Origin of the sequence: Chitinophaga cymbidii, from assembly GCF_007992715.1 — a bacterium.
Lineage (GTDB): Bacteria > Bacteroidota > Bacteroidia > Chitinophagales > Chitinophagaceae > Chitinophaga > Chitinophaga cymbidii.
On the sequence record NZ_BKAU01000001.1, the window covers coordinates 59,986 to 75,450 of the forward strand.

At 53.2% G+C, this 15,465-nt stretch carries 16 protein-coding genes; 6 read left to right on the forward strand and 10 right to left on the reverse strand.

Going from position 1 to position 15,465, the window contains the following annotated elements; translation table 11 throughout:
• Positions 1-109 precede the first annotated feature (109 nt).
• The 9 genes from CCY01nite_RS00240 to CCY01nite_RS00280 form a co-directional block, all read right to left on the reverse strand.
• Positions 110-1,153, reverse strand: coding sequence for a cytochrome-c peroxidase (locus CCY01nite_RS00240; protein WP_146857299.1), 1,044 nt, complete (start codon positions 1,151-1,153; stop codon positions 110-112).
• The gene (locus CCY01nite_RS00245) at positions 1,150-1,890 is read right to left on the reverse strand and encodes an MbnP family protein (protein ID WP_146857300.1); all 741 of its coding nucleotides are present in this window, start codon (positions 1,888-1,890) and stop codon (positions 1,150-1,152) included. Before CCY01nite_RS00245 ends, CCY01nite_RS00240 begins: the two co-directional genes overlap by 4 nt.
• Before the next feature lie 86 nt (positions 1,891-1,976).
• A complete protein-coding gene (gene fucP / locus CCY01nite_RS00250) occupies positions 1,977-3,272 on the reverse strand; it encodes an L-fucose:H+ symporter permease (RefSeq protein WP_146857301.1) in 1,296 nt (431 codons plus the stop codon).
• A gap of 31 nt (positions 3,273-3,303) precedes the next feature.
• Positions 3,304-4,086: an L-fucose dehydrogenase gene (locus CCY01nite_RS00255; protein WP_146857302.1), complete on the reverse strand. Its 783-nt coding sequence runs from the start codon at positions 4,084-4,086 to the stop codon at positions 3,304-3,306.
• A 9-nt stretch (positions 4,087-4,095) separates the two neighbouring features.
• A complete protein-coding gene (locus CCY01nite_RS00260) occupies positions 4,096-4,926 on the reverse strand; it encodes an amidohydrolase family protein (RefSeq protein ID WP_146857303.1) in 831 nt (276 codons plus the stop codon).
• Entirely contained in the window at positions 4,923-5,252 is a 330-nt protein-coding gene (locus CCY01nite_RS00265; protein WP_146857304.1) for an L-rhamnose mutarotase, read from the reverse strand. The genes CCY01nite_RS00260 and CCY01nite_RS00265 overlap by 4 nt, the downstream gene beginning before the upstream one ends.
• A 5-nt stretch (positions 5,253-5,257) precedes the next feature.
• The gene (locus tag CCY01nite_RS00270; protein ID WP_146857305.1) at positions 5,258-6,112 is read right to left on the reverse strand and encodes a fumarylacetoacetate hydrolase family protein; all 855 of its coding nucleotides are present in this window, start codon (positions 6,110-6,112) and stop codon (positions 5,258-5,260) included.
• Between the two features lie 111 nt (positions 6,113-6,223).
• Positions 6,224-6,961 carry a hypothetical protein gene (locus CCY01nite_RS00275; RefSeq protein WP_146857306.1) on the reverse strand — a complete coding sequence of 246 codons (738 nt, stop codon included), beginning with the start codon at positions 6,959-6,961 and terminating at the stop codon, positions 6,224-6,226.
• Positions 6,962-7,744, reverse strand: coding sequence for an SDR family NAD(P)-dependent oxidoreductase (locus tag CCY01nite_RS00280; protein ID WP_246129810.1), 783 nt, complete (start codon positions 7,742-7,744; stop codon positions 6,962-6,964).
• Between the two features lie 114 nt (positions 7,745-7,858).
• Between CCY01nite_RS00280 and CCY01nite_RS00285 the strand changes: the two genes are divergently transcribed.
• Together CCY01nite_RS00285 and CCY01nite_RS00290 are read left to right on the forward strand one after the other, a co-directional pair.
• A complete protein-coding gene (locus CCY01nite_RS00285) occupies positions 7,859-8,533 on the forward strand; it encodes a M15 family metallopeptidase (protein ID WP_146857307.1) in 675 nt (224 codons plus the stop codon).
• Between the two features lie 33 nt (positions 8,534-8,566).
• On the forward strand, positions 8,567-9,403 hold the full coding sequence (locus CCY01nite_RS00290) for a 3-keto-disaccharide hydrolase (protein WP_246129811.1): 837 nt from the start codon (positions 8,567-8,569) through the stop codon (positions 9,401-9,403).
• A gap of 9 nt (positions 9,404-9,412) precedes the next feature.
• Here CCY01nite_RS00290 and CCY01nite_RS00295 read toward each other — a convergent pair whose 3' ends face one another.
• Positions 9,413-10,411 carry a helix-turn-helix transcriptional regulator gene (locus CCY01nite_RS00295; protein ID WP_186830832.1) on the reverse strand — a complete coding sequence of 333 codons (999 nt, stop codon included), beginning with the start codon at positions 10,409-10,411 and terminating at the stop codon, positions 9,413-9,415.
• A 179-nt stretch (positions 10,412-10,590) separates the two neighbouring features.
• On the opposite strand from CCY01nite_RS00295, the gene CCY01nite_RS00300 reads away from it, so the two are divergent.
• The 4 genes from CCY01nite_RS00300 to CCY01nite_RS00315 all read left to right on the forward strand — a co-directional run bounded on the left by CCY01nite_RS00300 (position 10,591) and on the right by CCY01nite_RS00315 (position 15,459).
• A complete protein-coding gene (locus CCY01nite_RS00300) occupies positions 10,591-12,930 on the forward strand; it encodes a TonB-dependent receptor (RefSeq protein WP_146857309.1) in 2,340 nt (779 codons plus the stop codon).
• Positions 12,927-13,604 (forward strand): HmuY family protein, encoded by a 678-nt coding sequence (locus CCY01nite_RS00305; protein ID WP_146857310.1) that lies wholly within the window; start codon positions 12,927-12,929, stop codon positions 13,602-13,604. The genes CCY01nite_RS00300 and CCY01nite_RS00305 overlap by 4 nt, the downstream gene beginning before the upstream one ends.
• 81 nt (positions 13,605-13,685) lie before the next feature.
• Positions 13,686-14,435 (forward strand): SGBP N-terminal domain-containing protein, encoded by a 750-nt coding sequence (locus CCY01nite_RS00310; protein WP_146857311.1) that lies wholly within the window; start codon positions 13,686-13,688, stop codon positions 14,433-14,435.
• Between the two features lie 4 nt (positions 14,436-14,439).
• Complete coding sequence (locus tag CCY01nite_RS00315; RefSeq protein WP_146857312.1) at positions 14,440-15,459, forward strand: SGBP N-terminal domain-containing protein; 1,020 nt, start codon at positions 14,440-14,442, stop codon at positions 15,457-15,459.
• Positions 15,460-15,465: the final 6 nt, after the last annotated feature.

Sequence of the window (15,465 nt, forward strand, 5' to 3'; positions counted from 1 at the left end):
TTTCCTATAGCTCTCCTATACTTCTCCTTTACCTCTCCTTTACCTGAGCAAAATCATCAATATAATATCAGTAATAACATATACAAATTAAATCATGCTATTATATTGCCTAATCTTCGATGAGTATCTCGCTAAGGGACTTATTGTTGATAAAACCGGGATCGGTGAGCGTGCTGAGGAAAAAATACAGATGCCGCTTTTCATCTTCCGTGAGGGGAATGCCGTTCTGCACCAGGGGGTCGATGGTGGGGGTTTGTTCGATCCCTTCGGAATAATGGTCAAACACGTTGAAGATATCGTAAAAACGCCCGTCGTGCATATATGGCGGGCTCTTCATGATATTCCGCAGGGAGGGTACCTTGAATTTCAGGTAATCGCCGGTGTTGTTGGTGATGCGCATGCGGCCGGCATCGTTCAGCGCGGCGTTGTAAGGGAGGCCGTTATTGCGGAAGCTGCCATCGGTGAACAGCGGTTCCTTGTGGCAGGACGCGCATTTCTGCTGGAATACCTGGTAACCCTGCTCTTCTTCGTATGTAAAGGCTACGCCCGGCGCCTGCCGTTTTACGCTGTCGTATTTCGAGTGAAAGGAGTTCATGGTAACCATGAACTGTGTGAGCGCGCGGAATAACCGCTGGCTGTTGATCTCGCCTTCCCCGAACGCTGCTTTGAACATGCTGCGGTATTTCGCATCCGCATTGAGGCGGCTGATGAGCACAGCAAGGTCTTCGCCCATTTCATCAGGATCTGTAATGGGTGTGAGCGGTTGAATTTCGAGATGATTTACGCCGCCATCCCACATAAAATCCTTTTGCCAGATGAGGTTGAACAATCCGGGAACGGAACGGATGCCGGTGCGGTTGTCGATACCATGACTTAAAGGATGATCGAAATGTGCGAACGCGGCGAACTGCTGATGGCAGAACCCGCAGGAGATGGTGCTGTCGCGGGACAAACGGGGATCGTAGAACAGTCTTCTGCCGAGCGCAATGCCTTCCACCGTGAGCGGATTTTGCGAGATATCATACACCGGTTCGGGGAAGTCCGGCGGCAGCTCCAGCTGATAAGGCTGCGGTCCCGGTGAAACACCCGGGTTCCTCCGGCAGCTCCAGATCAGCAGGAAGGCACACGCAATATAGATAGCTTGTCTGATCACAAGTCGGTCACACTGGTTATGCGGAACATGTTACGGTAATTGGCGGCGATTTTCGCGGCATCTTCACCGGGTACGTGAATGGTGGAGGTGGTGGCGAATTTGATGGGGAAAGGTTGATTGAACCATGCGAGGGCATCTGCATCTATCATCAGCTGCGGCAGGCGGCCGGATTCAACGGTCAGGCTGATAGGCGCGGTAAGCAGCACTTCCTGTATGGCGCTGTTCTCTTTCCGGAATCCTCCGATATGAAAGGTCAGCCTGTTTTCCGGAGCGGTGGACGCGGGGGAATACCCTTCCAGCTTTGCCATGATGTACCCGCTGTTCCAGCTCCAGAACATGCCGTGCACTACGTCCAGCGCGCCTGTCTGCGCACCGCTCACGTTCCGGGTGCTGTCTACCCCCACGAGAAATTTCACGGCCCTATACTCCCCTTTGGGCGCGGCAAGTTTAATGACGCGGGAAGCTTCATTGGCCTGATCTACCAGGAAATACGCAGCGGGCAGTTTCACTTCGCTGTTATCCATTTTAACGAGGGAAAAATTGCTGAGGTAATATTTGAACGCGCTGATGGTAAAGTTCTCTCCTTCCGCATTCTGGTAGGTCGCCGTATTCAGCGTTAGCGGCTGGTTTCCTGCCACGTTCCGGAATTCAAGTTCCATGGTGCCCTGCTCCACCGTATCTTTTCTACAGGCAGCAAATAAAAACAGGCAGGCGGTCAGGAAATAGAGCGGTTTCATATCAGTGGTTTCTTATATGAAAGTTACAACAAAAAACGCTGTAAAACCTTGCGGCGTTACAGCGTCTGCTTTTAGAAAATATCGTTTTACTGCGCTTTCGCCAGCTTGTATCCCTTCGTGCCGAACCAGAGCACTACGGCGAAACATACCAGCGGCACGAGGTAAGCCATCTGGATGTTGGAGGCGTCGGAGATCAGCCCCATCAGCGGAGGGCATACGGCGCCCCCCACGATCGCCATGACCAGCATGGAAGAGCCCAGCTTGGTATGACCGCCGCCAAGCCCTTGCAGCCCTAAAGAAAAGATCGTCGGGAACATGATGGACATGAAGAAAGGCACCGCCAGCACGGCCCAGATCGCGACTTCTCCTTTCACCGTCATCGCAATGAGGATCAGTATCACGTTCAGCAGGGCGTACAGCGATAACAATGTAGCCGGCTTCATGAAGCGCATAAGGAAAGTGCCCACAAACCGCCCGATCATGAAACCAAGACCGGCTACTGCGCCCAGCAGATAAGCCGCTTCCTTTTCCGGCATGCCGCCGGCATATTTCGCGAAGCGGATGAAAAAGGCATTCACGCCCACCTGCGCCCCTACATAAAAGAATTGTGTAACAATGGCGGCGATCAGATGCCGGTGCCTGAAAATGCTGCCTTCATGCGCCGCGGGCTGGCCGGCGTTATCTTCTTCCTTCACGTCCGGCATCTTTGTAAAAATAAACAGCACGGCTACCAGCAACACCACGATCCCGATCACCATGTAAGGCATCTTCACTGCCGCAGCCTCTGAAGCCAGGTATTGCTGCAATTCCGCCGCGGGCATGGCGTTCAGCTGCTGCTCCGTATACTCTTTGCCGGAGAGGATGAACTTTGCGCCGATCACCGGTCCCACAAAAGCGCCCACACCGTTGAAACATTGCGCCAGGTTCAGCCGGAAAGTGGCCGTATCCGGGTTGCCGAGGATGGTCACGTACGGATTGGCGGCGGTTTCGAGGAAAGTAAGCCCGGATGCAATGATGAACAAAGCCACCAGGAAAAACATGTATTGCCCGGAATTAGCGGCGGGTATGAACAGGAACGCACCTGCCGCGTATAACAGCAAACCCAGTATGATGCCGGATTTAAAGCCAAAGCGTTTCATAATGTATCCCGCAGGCAATGCCAGCAGGAAATAAGCCAGGAACACCGCCGAATCGATGAACGACGATTGCGTGTCCGTCAACCGGCAGGCTTTTTTGAGATGCGGTATCAGGATCGGGCTGAGATTGTGCACCAACGCCCATAAAAAGAACAAGCTCGTAACGAGGATGAACGGAAATAAATACTTCCCGGCTTTACTTCCGGCGGAAGTATACGTGGTAGTGGTAGCTGCGCCGCCTGCCATGTGGAATTGCTTTATGTGAGTGATGAATGTATCAGCTGATGGAACGGTCCAGGTGTGTATAGCCGCCGTCCACATACACGATCTGGCCGGTAGTGTGCGATGAGCGGGCGGACAGCAGGAACACCGTCATGCCGGCGATCTCTTCGGACGTGGTCATTCTCTGTTCCAGCGGAATTTTTGATACGATGGATGCAAGTTTTTCCTCCGGGTTGGGCAATGACTGTATCCATGTTTCATACAGCGGCGTCCATACTTCCGCGGGGATCACCGTGTTCACCCTGATGGAAAAGGGCAGCAGCTCCACGGCCCATTCCCGTGTGAGCGCGTTGATAGCGCCTTTGGATGCGGCATAGCCGGAGGTATTGCCCTGGCCGGTAGCGGCTACTTTGGAGCCGATGTTAACGATGTTGCCTTTCGCCGCTTTCAGATGCGGCAAAGCATAATGCGCGAGGTTGTAGTAATGCGACAGGTTGTTCTGCAACGACGCCATGAACTTTTCGGGACTGCCGCTTTCCAGGCCCACGCCGTCGTTGGCGCCGGCATTGTTGACCAGTGCGTCTATCCGTCCGTATTCCTTTACCGCCGCGTCGATCACTTTTTTGCAATCTTCCACTTTTCCCAGCTCCGCCTGTACGCTGCTGGCCTTGCCGCCGGCGTTGCGTATAGCCGATACCGTTTTTTCGTTGTCCGCTTCGTTGCGGCCTGCTATCACTACAATGCCGCCTTCCGCCGCAATGAGCCTGGAAATCGCTTCCCCAATGCCTTTGGCGCCGCCGGTAACGATCACTACTTTATCCTGTAATCCGAGATCCATTTATAGAATTTATGAAAGTTTATAAAATGCCGCCGCGTTACCGCCCATGATGCGGGCCTGTTCTGCGGGCGTCAACGTCCCGATGAAATCCGTCACGATCTTTTTCATTTGCGGATAATCCGCCGCCACGAGGCATACCGGCCAGTCGGAGCCAAACATCAATCTGTCCGGCCCGAAGGCTTCCAGCGCCACTTCGAGGTACGGCGTGAAATCCGCCTGCTTCCAGTTACGTATATCCGCCTCCGTTACCATTCCGCTGAGCTTGCAGTAAACATGTTCATGCTTGCCGATGGCGCGCATATTTTCCTCCCATCCTTTCACTTCTCCTTTTTTGATATAAGGTTTGGCAAGATGATCGATCACGAGCCGTTGATATGGGAACTTTTCTACGAATTGAACAGCGGCGGGCAGTTGATATGGGTAGATGAGGATGTCGTATGTGAAATCATGCCTTGCCAGCGCTTTTACGCCTTTGCAGAAGTCCTCCCGCAGCAGGAACGCCGGATCAGGTTCGCCCTGCACGATGTGCCGGAAGCCCTTCAGCAAAGGGAATTGCGCATAGTGGTCCAGCCTTTCATCCAAACGGGCAGACCGGAGGTCCGTCCATCCCACCACACCTTTCACGAAGCTGTTCTCCGCTGCGAGCTGCAGCAGAAAATCCGTTTCGGCCTCGCTCTGGTCCGCCTGCACGGCCACGCAGCCGTCCACACCATTGGCCTGCAATACGGGCGCCAGGTCCGCTGGCAGGAAATTCCGGCGGATGGCGCTCATGTCCTCCGTGATCCAGGCGTCGCGCACGGGATCGAAAATCCAGAAATGCTGGTGTGCGTCAATTATCATAACGTAAATATCTTGTCCATTAACACCCATTTTTCACCGGGTTTGGCTACGGGGATGGCCTGCTGGTATTTCCACATCAGCGCTTCCCATTCCTGCACTTTCGGATTAGCGGCGTCCATGGCGGATTTGCGCTCAAAGGAAAAGCTGCCGTCCACTTCCATGATCATGAACATCCGGTTTCCGGCGCGGTAGATCTCCAGCGCTGTAACGCCCGCCGTGCGGATGCTTTCCTGTATCTCCGGCCACACGTTGCGGTGATACGCTTCATACTCCGCGATCAGCGCCGGATCATCTTTCAGATCGAGCGCGAGGCAATATCTTTGCATAACGGTTATTTTTGCCAGGCTACGGCGGTTTGTCTGGAAGACCCCAGCCCGTCGATACCCAATTCTATTACATCGCCGGCCTTCAGGTAAACGGGCGGGTTAAAGCCAAGGCCCACGCCTGCCGGTGTTCCGGTGGAGATCACATCGCCCGGGAGCAGGGTCATGAACTGGCTCAGGTAAGACACGATGAATGGTATTTTAAAGATCAGGTTGGAAGTATTGCCGTCCTGCATGGTCTTACCATTAACGGTCAGCCATAAACGAAGATTATCTACGTCGGCGATCTCGTCTTTCGTAGCCAGCCAGGGGCCGAGTGGCGCAAAGGTATCGTTACTCTTGCCTTTCACCCATTGCCCGCCTCTTTCCAGCTGGAATTCGCGCTCGCTGTAATCGTTGTGCAGGGCGTAACCGGCGATGTAATCCATCGCGTCTTTTTCTTCCACATAACTTGCCTTTTTACCGATCACCACGGCCAGCTCCACTTCCCAGTCGGTTTTCACGCTGTTGCGGGGGATGACGAGGTTGTCATTAGGGCCAACGAGGGAGGAAGTGGATTTAAAGAACACGATCGGTTCTTTCGGTATCTGCGCATTGGTTTCGCGGGCGTGGTCAGCGTAGTTCAGGCCGATGCAGATGATCTTGGAGGGGCGCTGCACGGGGGAGCCCAGCCTAACGCCGTCGGGTACACGTGGGGACTTTTCGCTGTTCGCTGTCCACCAGGCTGACAGGCGGGACAATCCGTCCGTTTCAAAAAAACGCTCTCCGAAGTCCTCTCCGAAGGCGCTTGCGTCAAACATGCCGGCATCTGTAATGATGCCTGGCTTTTCCTCTCCCGGTAATCCGAACCTGATAAGTTTCATTTGTAATCGTTTGTTTTTTCAGTTGCCAAATGGAGCGCCGGAGGCGGGTCATTTGTAATCGTTTGTTTTTTAAACGGTCAGACGGGCCACCGAAGCGGCCCATCCGTACCGCTATTTTGCAAATGTTTTCAACTGCCGTGCGCCAATACGTCCTTCCACCACCTTGATCTCGAAATACTCCTCCAATTCCCCGTCTATCTCCAATCCCGCAAAGCAATGATCGTCCGCAAACGCCTGAACGTAAGGTTTTGCTCCTTCCGGCACCGGCATGTTCAGCACGCGCGTTACGCCGCCGAACTCACAGTATACGTTCACTTCTTCCGGTGAATTGCCCGGTTGTATTTCCACAATGAAATCCGCTATGATCTTGCCGGACTGGAAATTCTTCCGGTACTTGAACACCCGCGGCTGATTGCGGATAGCATCGCCGAGGCCCATTACCTTTTCCATGTACTCGTAGATCTTCGCGGGAGGCGAAGGCACCCAGAGTATCTTCAGCGAGCGGCCGTCCTGGCTGCCATGATAATATCTTGTTTCCCGGTTGGCCTTGATGAAGCCGATCCACACGCTGTTCGGCGCATCCCAGAGAATGCGGTACAGCGCGGTATCTTCCAGCCCCTTCATCAAGGGCACATCGTTATATGACCTTTCATATTGCAGGGAATCCACCGTAAACGCAAAATGCACGGTAGACGTGTCTTTATCCCGTTCTGAAAATGTTACCGAAAATGTTCCCGCGGGAGTGGCCGGCGTTACCGCATCCGCTTTTGCTGAATCCTTTTTTTTGTTTTCGTTGTTGCAGGCTGCCAGCGCAGCTACTGTGGCACAGAGAAATAAGATCTTCTTCATTTAATTGTTTAGTTTGATGAAACCGCCGTCGATCGGGTAATCGCAGCCTGTAATAAAACCTGCTTCGTCCGAGCAGAGATACAGTGCAAGATAACCCACTTCTTCGGGTTTCGCCATCCTTCCTATCGGTTGCGTCCGGGAAAGTTTCTCAAACATCTCCGCTTCGCGGCCCGGATAGTTCTTTGCAATGAAGCCGTCCACAAAAGGCGTATGCACACGCGCGGGGGACACGCAGTTGCAGCGGATGTTATCGCCAAGATAATCTTTGGCGACAGACAAGGTCATCGTCAATACCGCGCCCTTGCTCATGGAATACGCAAACCGGTCCGGTATGCCCACGGTAGACGCGATGGATGCCACATTGAGGATCACACCGCCGCCCTGCTGCTTCATCTGCCCGATCACAGCATACATACAATTATAAGTGCCCTTCACGTTCACCGAGAATACCCGGTCGAAATCCGCTTCCGGCGTAGTTTCGAGCTTTCCGATATGCGCGATGCCGGCGCAGTTCACCAGTACGTCCAGCCGGCCGGAAACACCGGCGATCTTTTGCATCACAGCGCCCACACCCGCCTGGTCCGCCACATTCACCGCATGCGCAAAAGCCTTCCCGCCCGCGGCGGTAATATCGTTCACCGTACCCTGCCCTGCTTCTTCATTCAGCTCCAGCACATGCACCACCGCTCCGTTTTCCGCGAAGCAACGCGCAATAGCCTGCCCTATTCCACTGCCGGCGCCCGTTACAACGGCTACCTTTCCATCTAATCGGAACAAACTCATCTTGTTTATTTTTAAGGGTTCTAAAATACCTCATTTATCAGCCCTATTGCAATTCTTTTTTACCCGGATTTTGTACTTTCTTCACTATTTTTAGATGGATTTAACTTCTTCATTGTGAAAAACATATTCATCCTCTGGGCTTTTTGTCTGCCTACGCTGCTCTTTGCCCAGGAAATTCCCCTGAACAAATACGGCTTGCCCGTAGTGCGTTCCGTTGCGCAATACCATGCGCAGGTGCAGGCGGACAGCAACATGCAGCTGGTAAAGGTAACAGACATCGCAACGGACGTGCGGTATGCCACCGTCCATAATTTCACGAAGCAACAGCTCTATCCTTTCGCGGCGGTATGGCTGCGGCGGCCGGCCTATGAGGCGCTGCAGCGGTTGCAGGCCGTATTGAAGCCGATGGGGCTCGGGCTGAAAATATACGACGGCTACCGCCCCTACCGCGTCACGGAAAAAATGTGGGAGATCGTACCGGACGACCGGTATGCCGCCGATCCGAAGAAAGGCTCCGGGCACAACCGCGGCGTAGCCGTAGACCTCACGCTGATATATCTTAAAACGGGAAAGGAAATGCCGATGCCGACGGACTTTGATGATTTTACCGAAAAAGCGCATCATAACTATCCGGACCTGGAGGCGGAAGTGATCGAGAACAGGGAGCTGCTGCGCACGATGATGGAAGCGCACGGTTTCATTGCACTGGAAACGGAATGGTGGCACTATTACCTGGAAGACCCGGAGATATATCCGCTGATGGATATCGGGTTTGATGAATTAAACTAATTTCATAGCTTAACAGCCTAATTACAAGTCCTCATGAGAACAATGAAATTATGGCTGACAGTTAGCCTCGCCTTTATCTTCAGCGCCTGCGCCGTACAAAAACCAGGCAAACGCTGGATACAACTCTTTAACGGAAAAGACCTGAAAGACTGGGATATCAAGATCACCGGTCACGAGCTGAATGATAACAACGGCAACACTTTCCGCGTGCAGGACGGCAAGCTGGTGGTATCTTATGAAAACTACAAGGCATTCGACGAACAATACGGCCACATCTTCCACAAACGGAAATTCTCCGCTTACCTGCTGGTGATGGAATACCGTTTTGTCGGCGACCAGGTAGCAGGCGGCCCGGGCTGGGCTTTCCGCAACAGCGGCGCTATGATCCACTCGCAATCCGCCGCAACAATGGGTAAAGACCAGGATTTCCCGATCTCAATCGAAGTGCAGCTGCTCGGCGGCACGGGAAAGGGTAAACGCAGCACCGCCAACCTCTGCACACCCGGTACCAATGTAGTGATGAACGACAAGCTGATCACCGCGCATTGCATCGATTCAAAATCAAAAACCTATGACGGGGACCAGTGGGTGACCGCGGAAGTGCTGGTGCTGGGGGATTCCATCGTTAAACATATTGTGGAGAAAGATACCGTGCTGGTATACGAAAAACCCCAGATCGGCGGCGGTAATGTTTCTCATGCAGATCCTTCCCTGCTGCAGGCGGGCAAGCTGCTCAACGAAGGTTATATAGCGCTGCAAAGCGAAAGCCATCCGGTGGAATACAGGAAGGTAGCGCTCTTCGATTTGGCGCCATATATGAATGATAAGGAGAAACTGGAAAAGGTTATCAGGGACTTGCAGACGAGATAAGAATTTCCGTCAATCCCCCCGCCCCTTATTCCTCGTCAGCACATTCGGCGAAAAACCAAAATGCTTCTTGAACGCCCGGCTGAAATGCGGGATATGCTTATACCCTGTAAGGATCGATACTTCAGACACGCTCTTTCCTTCCAGCAGCATTTCCTTTGCCTGGCTCATCTTGATCTCTGACAGGTAACCGAACACCGTGTTTCCGAATACCGCTTTGAAGTGGCTTTTCAGGTAGTTCTCGTTCGTGCCTACCTGGCTGGCGAGGTCTATCAGTGAACAGGGGCTGTTAAGGTTGTTCACGATGATGTCCCGCGCATGATACATCCTTTCCACTTCTTCCTTCCGCAGCTGCCGGGCGGGGTTGTTCATCTTTTCGCCGGCGTACTGCTCGTATTGTTCCAGCTGGTAAGACAACAGCTCCACGGCCTTCGCCTTGATGTACAGCTGCTTGTAGCGGTTCTCCAGCGGGCAGTGCAGGATGTCGTAAAGAATGTTGCTGAATTTCGGCGCCAGCGGCAGGTTCTGCTTGCTCATGGGAGATGAAACGTTCTTCTCCACGCTTTCGGCGAACAGGGGGTAAAACGGATGGTCCTGCGGCAGCCATTTCGCAAACAGCTCGGGACTGAGGCCCAGCTCGAATATTTCCAGGTGCTTGTTGGGCTCCCAGCTAAGGCGTATCTGGTCTTCCCGGAAAAAAAGATAATTATATTGCTGCTGCTGAAACGTTGCGAACTCTTTTCTCCCTTCGTCGATCGTATAACTTTTGCTGCCGCTCACGGCATAGCTGAGCTGCATAAAGGGATGAATGTTGTTGATCACTACTTCTCCGCCTTCGGAGGACTGCACGTTATAATAGCCAAAGCGGATACCGTCCGGACTGCTCAGTTCATACAATGAACCATCATTACCGTTTTCATGTACGCTCCTGCGCCTTTCCAGCAGTTGCTGCCCGCTGTGATAAATATCCAGCGAACAGGTCAATGGTGATGTGGGATAAAGCTGCTTCAAAGTCATGAAATTGTAACAAAACAACAACAATATTAAATAGCAAACATTATTATGACAACTCACAAACGGAATATTTCTTACGCAATGCGGAAGAATGCCTGCCAGTAAAGGAAGTTTTTCCTTCGGAGGTTGCATTTTCTCCATTATTGGTCAGTGATTGAGCGGAATTTTGCAGCGCTATGCTGCATAAACTACTCCCGGCCTTTATATTCCTGCTCTGCTCACATATTTCCCTTGCGCAGTCCAACGCCATATTAAAAGGGACCGTAACAGAAGGGAAAACACCCGTACCGGCGGCCACCATTGCGCTGGATGCGGACTATAAAACGGTGAAGATCGTTGTAGCGGGTAATGACGGGCGTTTCGAGATACGCGGCATTCCGCCGGGCACATATACGCTGACCGCCAGCTCTATCGGGTACCAGACGTTAAGCCAGCTGATCGTGCTGAAGGCAGGGCGGGAGCAGGACATACGGCTGGAGCTGACGCCCGCCAGCCAATCACTCGAAGGCACTACGGTTACAGGGAATGTTTATAAAAAAGACGATGATATCATCGATATAAAAAAGATCGCGCAGCCGGTGACCGTCATCACGAAAAAAACCATTGCCATGCTTGGCAGCCGGCGGCTGGATGAAGTGTTGCGGGAGCAGACCGGCATGGCCATCGTGAACGATCTTGGCGCGGGCAACCGCTCTGTGGGCGTGCAAATGCAGGGATTCGGATCGGAATATATCATGATCATGCTGAACGGCCAGCCAATGAACGGCAGGTTTAACGGCAACTTCGACCTGTCGCGCATCAGCGTTTCCGATATTGAAAGAATAGAGATCATCAAAGGCGCTTCCAGCAGCCTCTACGGCTGCGAAGCGCTCGGAGGCGTGATCAACATCATCACCCGCCAGCACATCAATACCCGCCAGGGCATGGCCAACGTGCAATACGGCACCTACAACATGCTCGACGCCACGCTGGAAGGCGAAACGCCCTTCGCGGGAGATAAAGGCTCCGTGTACCTTTCCGGCAACTACTACCGCACAGACGGATTCAATGTGAACACGCCTTATCTCAAAGAAGGACAGACCGCGCCGCCTTACAACAGCCTCACCTTCCAGGGAAGAAGCAAATACCGCCTCAATGATGTGCACACAGCCAACCTGAGCGGCCGCTACTCTTCCCGGCATTCGGTGATGGACAGGAACTACAGCGCGCAACCCTTCCGCGACGTGCTGGATGAAACGGACCTCAACCTCGGCGTTTCGCTCAACAGCAATCTCCGCAACGGCATCCGTTTACTGAACAGGTATTATTTCTCCCGCTATTCTACCGACCAGGAAGCAGCCCTGCTGCAAACCGGCAAAGTGCTGCAAACGAACCGCTTTACCCAATCCGTTCACCGGCTTGAATTACAGGGTACGCGCGACTTTCTGGATAAAAAGCTGTCCCTCACCGGCGGCGCCGGCGGTGATTACCAGGGAATGGACAGCGTGGATATGTATAACTATTTCGTTTACCTGCAAGCGAATTATAAACCAGCCGAAAAGTATGAGCTGATCGCCGGCGTGCGGTACGATGGCAACAGCATCTTCGGCGGCAAGGTGAACCCTACGATCGGAGCGGCCTTTCATCCATCCCAAAAGATCAGCTTCAAATTCTCCGCCGGCAATGGCTTTAAAGCGCCCACCTTCGCGCAGCTTTACCAGATGTTCACGAATGTGTCCACCGGCTACACCGTGATCGGCGCCAATAACTTCGAAGAGAAAATAAACATATTGCAGGAAACAGGGATGATACAGCAACTGTTCGATGTCGCCGGCGACATAAAACCCCTCAAGCCGGAAACCTCCCTCTCACTCAACCTCAGCGCCACCTGGAAACCATTCACCAACACTGAATTCAGCGTGAACGGCTTCTACAACGACATTCGCAACCAGATATTCTTCCGGCCGGTAGGGCTCATGAAAAACGGCCAGCCCATTTACAGCTATTTCAATATCGAACAGGCATTCACAAAAGGCATCGAAGCCACCGTAAAATGGTCGCCGCTCAACGGCCTGAGCATCGTTTCCGGCTATCAGTACCTTGATGCCAAAGACAAAGCTTCCCTCGACGCGATCAAATCCGGCAGCCTCACCGTACGCGCAGACGGTGGATTACGTACCGCCGTAGTATCCGATTACTACAACCTCCCCAACCGCAGCCGCCACAGCGCCAACATGCAGGTATTCTATGAACATCAGCCCCTCGGTCTCGGCGTTTCGCTGCGCGGCAACTACCGCAGCAAAGCGGGCTTCATCGATCAGGACAACAACGGCTTCATCGATCCGTACGACGTATTCATCACCGGATATTTCACCGGCAGCGCATCCATCCGCAAAAACCTCTTAAAAGACCAGTTCACCGTACAATTCACGGTGGACAATGTATTCGACTATACAGATCATCTGATGCCATCTCAACCCGGCCGCATGTTCATCGCCGGACTGACCTGGCGTTTTAAACAAAACATGAAACCATGAGAAAATATTTCCTGTTACTCGCCGCCATTATACCATTTGCCGCATGTACGAAAGACAACGTGGCCCCCTCGAAGGAAGACGGCGTCAGCGTAGTGGTCTACGACCTCGCCTGCGACACCCTCGCCTCCATGGGCGATACCGAAGGAAAAGAAAAACGCCCCTTTTACACCGTGCTTTTTTCCATGACCACCCGGCAAACGCGCTTCATCAAAAATGCGGCGGACTCCGCGCAATACCTGAAGAAAGCGGACTGGGACATTGCCTTTTCCAAAGAATACAATTCCTATGTAACTGTGAACGGACAGTTTCCCGGCACACCCGGCAATGGCGGTCCCGGTAAAGGAGTAATGGTGGTAGTGGACAAACCATACGACCAGGTGACCGAAGCACCCGCGGACGCAGAATTCGACACTAACGGGAACGGTGGTACGGGATGGGATACCGGCAGCGGGTATGGATGGTTTTTCTACAGCCTGCAAAACCACATCTGCGTGCCGATCAAAAACAGGACCTTCGTGCTGCGCACGGCCACCGGCCATTACGCGAAGCTGGAGCTGCTCAATATTTACAAAGGAAATCCTGCGGTTGTGACCGATCTGTTCTGGCCCGCGCCTTATCTCACCTTCCGCTATTTTGTACAAACAGACGGGTCCAGGAATCTCCGGACGAAATAACCCGGTAACAGATCGGCTCAACACGCACAGCGCAGGCTGTGCGCACAGACTTGCTATGCCTTCAAATCAAATAAACAATTGATGAAAACAACGCTACAACTAGCTGCGCCCCTGCTTGCACTTTGCATGGGCATCTTCAGCTGTACCAAGACCGATACGGTGCCCGCGCCGCCGGAAGCCGCCAACCGCATACTGGAATTCCGGATCGTAAATGTGACCGGCGATCCCATCTACGGCGCTGTCAATGATGAGGACAGCTCCATACAGGTTTACCTGCCGTACGACAAACAGCTGGTGATCATAGAGCCGGAGATCACGGTATCCGAAGGCGCCACCGTAACGCCCGAAAGCGGCACCATGGTGGAAGACCTGCTGGATTACTTCTGGAAAGGACGCGACCTCCGCTACGTGGTGAAATCGAAAGACGGTGCAACAAGGACCTACACGCTGCATATCAGCGTGCAGCAGCCCGATCTTTACATGGAAGAGCTTTCACCGGATGCGGAGAACATCACCGGCTATGAACTGGACCTGTCCCAGATCTATACCAATATTTTCCTTGTGGCGCGAGGCAGCGGATTCTCGGAAAATCATGAACTGGTGCGGATGGTGCTAGTAAAGGACGACGGTACGGAACTGCCGCCCCTGCCAATGAGCGTCACCAATACCAATAACATTTCAGAGCTGACCGCCGTGATCTCCGCCTATCCCGGTTCGATGGACGAAACAATAGCAGCGCTGAAGACCGGCGGCCTTTACCGGCTGCGCATCTACAGCTACTCCAAAGTATCCACCATGCACCATCCCATCCGCATCACCGTAAAAAATTAAGATCATGCAACGCAAACATATTTTACTGGCATTCGCGGCGCTGTTGTTCTTCGCGGCCTGCAAAAAAGAAACGGAGCACGCGCCCTATCCCTATCACCGCATTACCAGCTTTGCGGTGCAGACGAACGGCGCGGATTCCGTGTCCGGCGCCATTACAGCAGACACCGTGATCATTTACTGGCCATATCACCTTCCCCTGCCAGAACAGGTACGGCCCAAGGTCACCGTATCGGAAAATGCAACCGTCAGTCCGGCTTCAGGAACTGCAGTCGATTTTGCCACCGGCACGAAATACACCGTCGAAGCGCAGGACGGCGGACTGAAAGATTATTTCCTGAAAGTGATCGTGCAGCAACCCGCTATTCAGCTGTACACCGGGTTCGGGCAATCGGTAGTATTCGGCAGTGACATGACTTACGATAACAGCACCACGCTCCGGTATGTCATCCGCGACAACCAGCAGACACATTATTTCCTCGTAGACGCGGAGAACAACGAAGCAGAACTGCCCGTTACCTTTTACACCGCAGGCCGTGATTCCATGATGCGCGTGAAAGTGCCCGAAAAAGGGCAGATCGCAGCCGGCCCTTACCGCATTAAGGTGACCAGCGGCACACAATCCGTCATCACAGAGAACGCCGTGCTCGGCGTGGTGAACGGCTGGGAAGACCGGCCCGTGGTGAACGAGCTTTCCGGCAGCATGACCTGGAAGCGGGGGGAGACCATCACTTTTGAAGGAACACAATTTGCGGACATGCAGGGAGCGCGGCTGTATTCGCTGCCGGACTGGTGGACGGAAACCGAGCTCGGCGCACTGGAGCTGGTGAGCGCCACCGCCACATCCGCCACTTACCGCATTCCGGATACATTGCCCACCGGCACTTATACGTTCAACGACGACGGCCCCAATACCATGCGCATACAATTACGCATCAGCGATTATTTCCCCGGATATAATCCTGTCAGTCCCAAGCCGATCTATGTAGATGTAAAAGGTTCCGACACGATCGTGGTAACCGAATGATCATAA

Coding starts and splice junctions, on each gene's coding strand:
- CCY01nite_RS00280 (WP_246129810.1), bottom strand. CDS start 7,744: ATGAGTTTGTTCCGATTAGATGGAAAGGTAGCCGTTGTAACGGGCGCC.
- CCY01nite_RS00265 (WP_146857304.1), bottom strand. CDS start 5,252: ATGCAAAGATATTGCCTCGCGCTCGATCTGAAAGATGATCCGGCGCTG.
- CCY01nite_RS00310 (WP_146857311.1), top strand. CDS start 13,686: ATGAAAACAACGCTACAACTAGCTGCGCCCCTGCTTGCACTTTGCATG.
- CCY01nite_RS00290 (WP_246129811.1), top strand. CDS start 8,567: ATGAGAACAATGAAATTATGGCTGACAGTTAGCCTCGCCTTTATCTTC.
- fucP (WP_146857301.1), bottom strand. CDS start 3,272: ATGGCAGGCGGCGCAGCTACCACTACCACGTATACTTCCGCCGGAAGT.
- CCY01nite_RS00245 (WP_146857300.1), bottom strand. CDS start 1,890: ATGAAACCGCTCTATTTCCTGACCGCCTGCCTGTTTTTATTTGCTGCC.
- CCY01nite_RS00260 (WP_146857303.1), bottom strand. CDS start 4,926: ATGATAATTGACGCACACCAGCATTTCTGGATTTTCGATCCCGTGCGC.
- CCY01nite_RS00270 (WP_146857305.1), bottom strand. CDS start 6,112: ATGAAACTTATCAGGTTCGGATTACCGGGAGAGGAAAAGCCAGGCATC.
- CCY01nite_RS00255 (WP_146857302.1), bottom strand. CDS start 4,086: ATGGATCTCGGATTACAGGATAAAGTAGTGATCGTTACCGGCGGCGCC.
- CCY01nite_RS00305 (WP_146857310.1), top strand. CDS start 12,927: ATGAGAAAATATTTCCTGTTACTCGCCGCCATTATACCATTTGCCGCA.
- CCY01nite_RS00300 (WP_146857309.1), top strand. CDS start 10,591: ATGCTGCATAAACTACTCCCGGCCTTTATATTCCTGCTCTGCTCACAT.
- CCY01nite_RS00315 (WP_146857312.1), top strand. CDS start 14,440: ATGCAACGCAAACATATTTTACTGGCATTCGCGGCGCTGTTGTTCTTC.
- CCY01nite_RS00275 (WP_146857306.1), bottom strand. CDS start 6,961: ATGAAGAAGATCTTATTTCTCTGTGCCACAGTAGCTGCGCTGGCAGCC.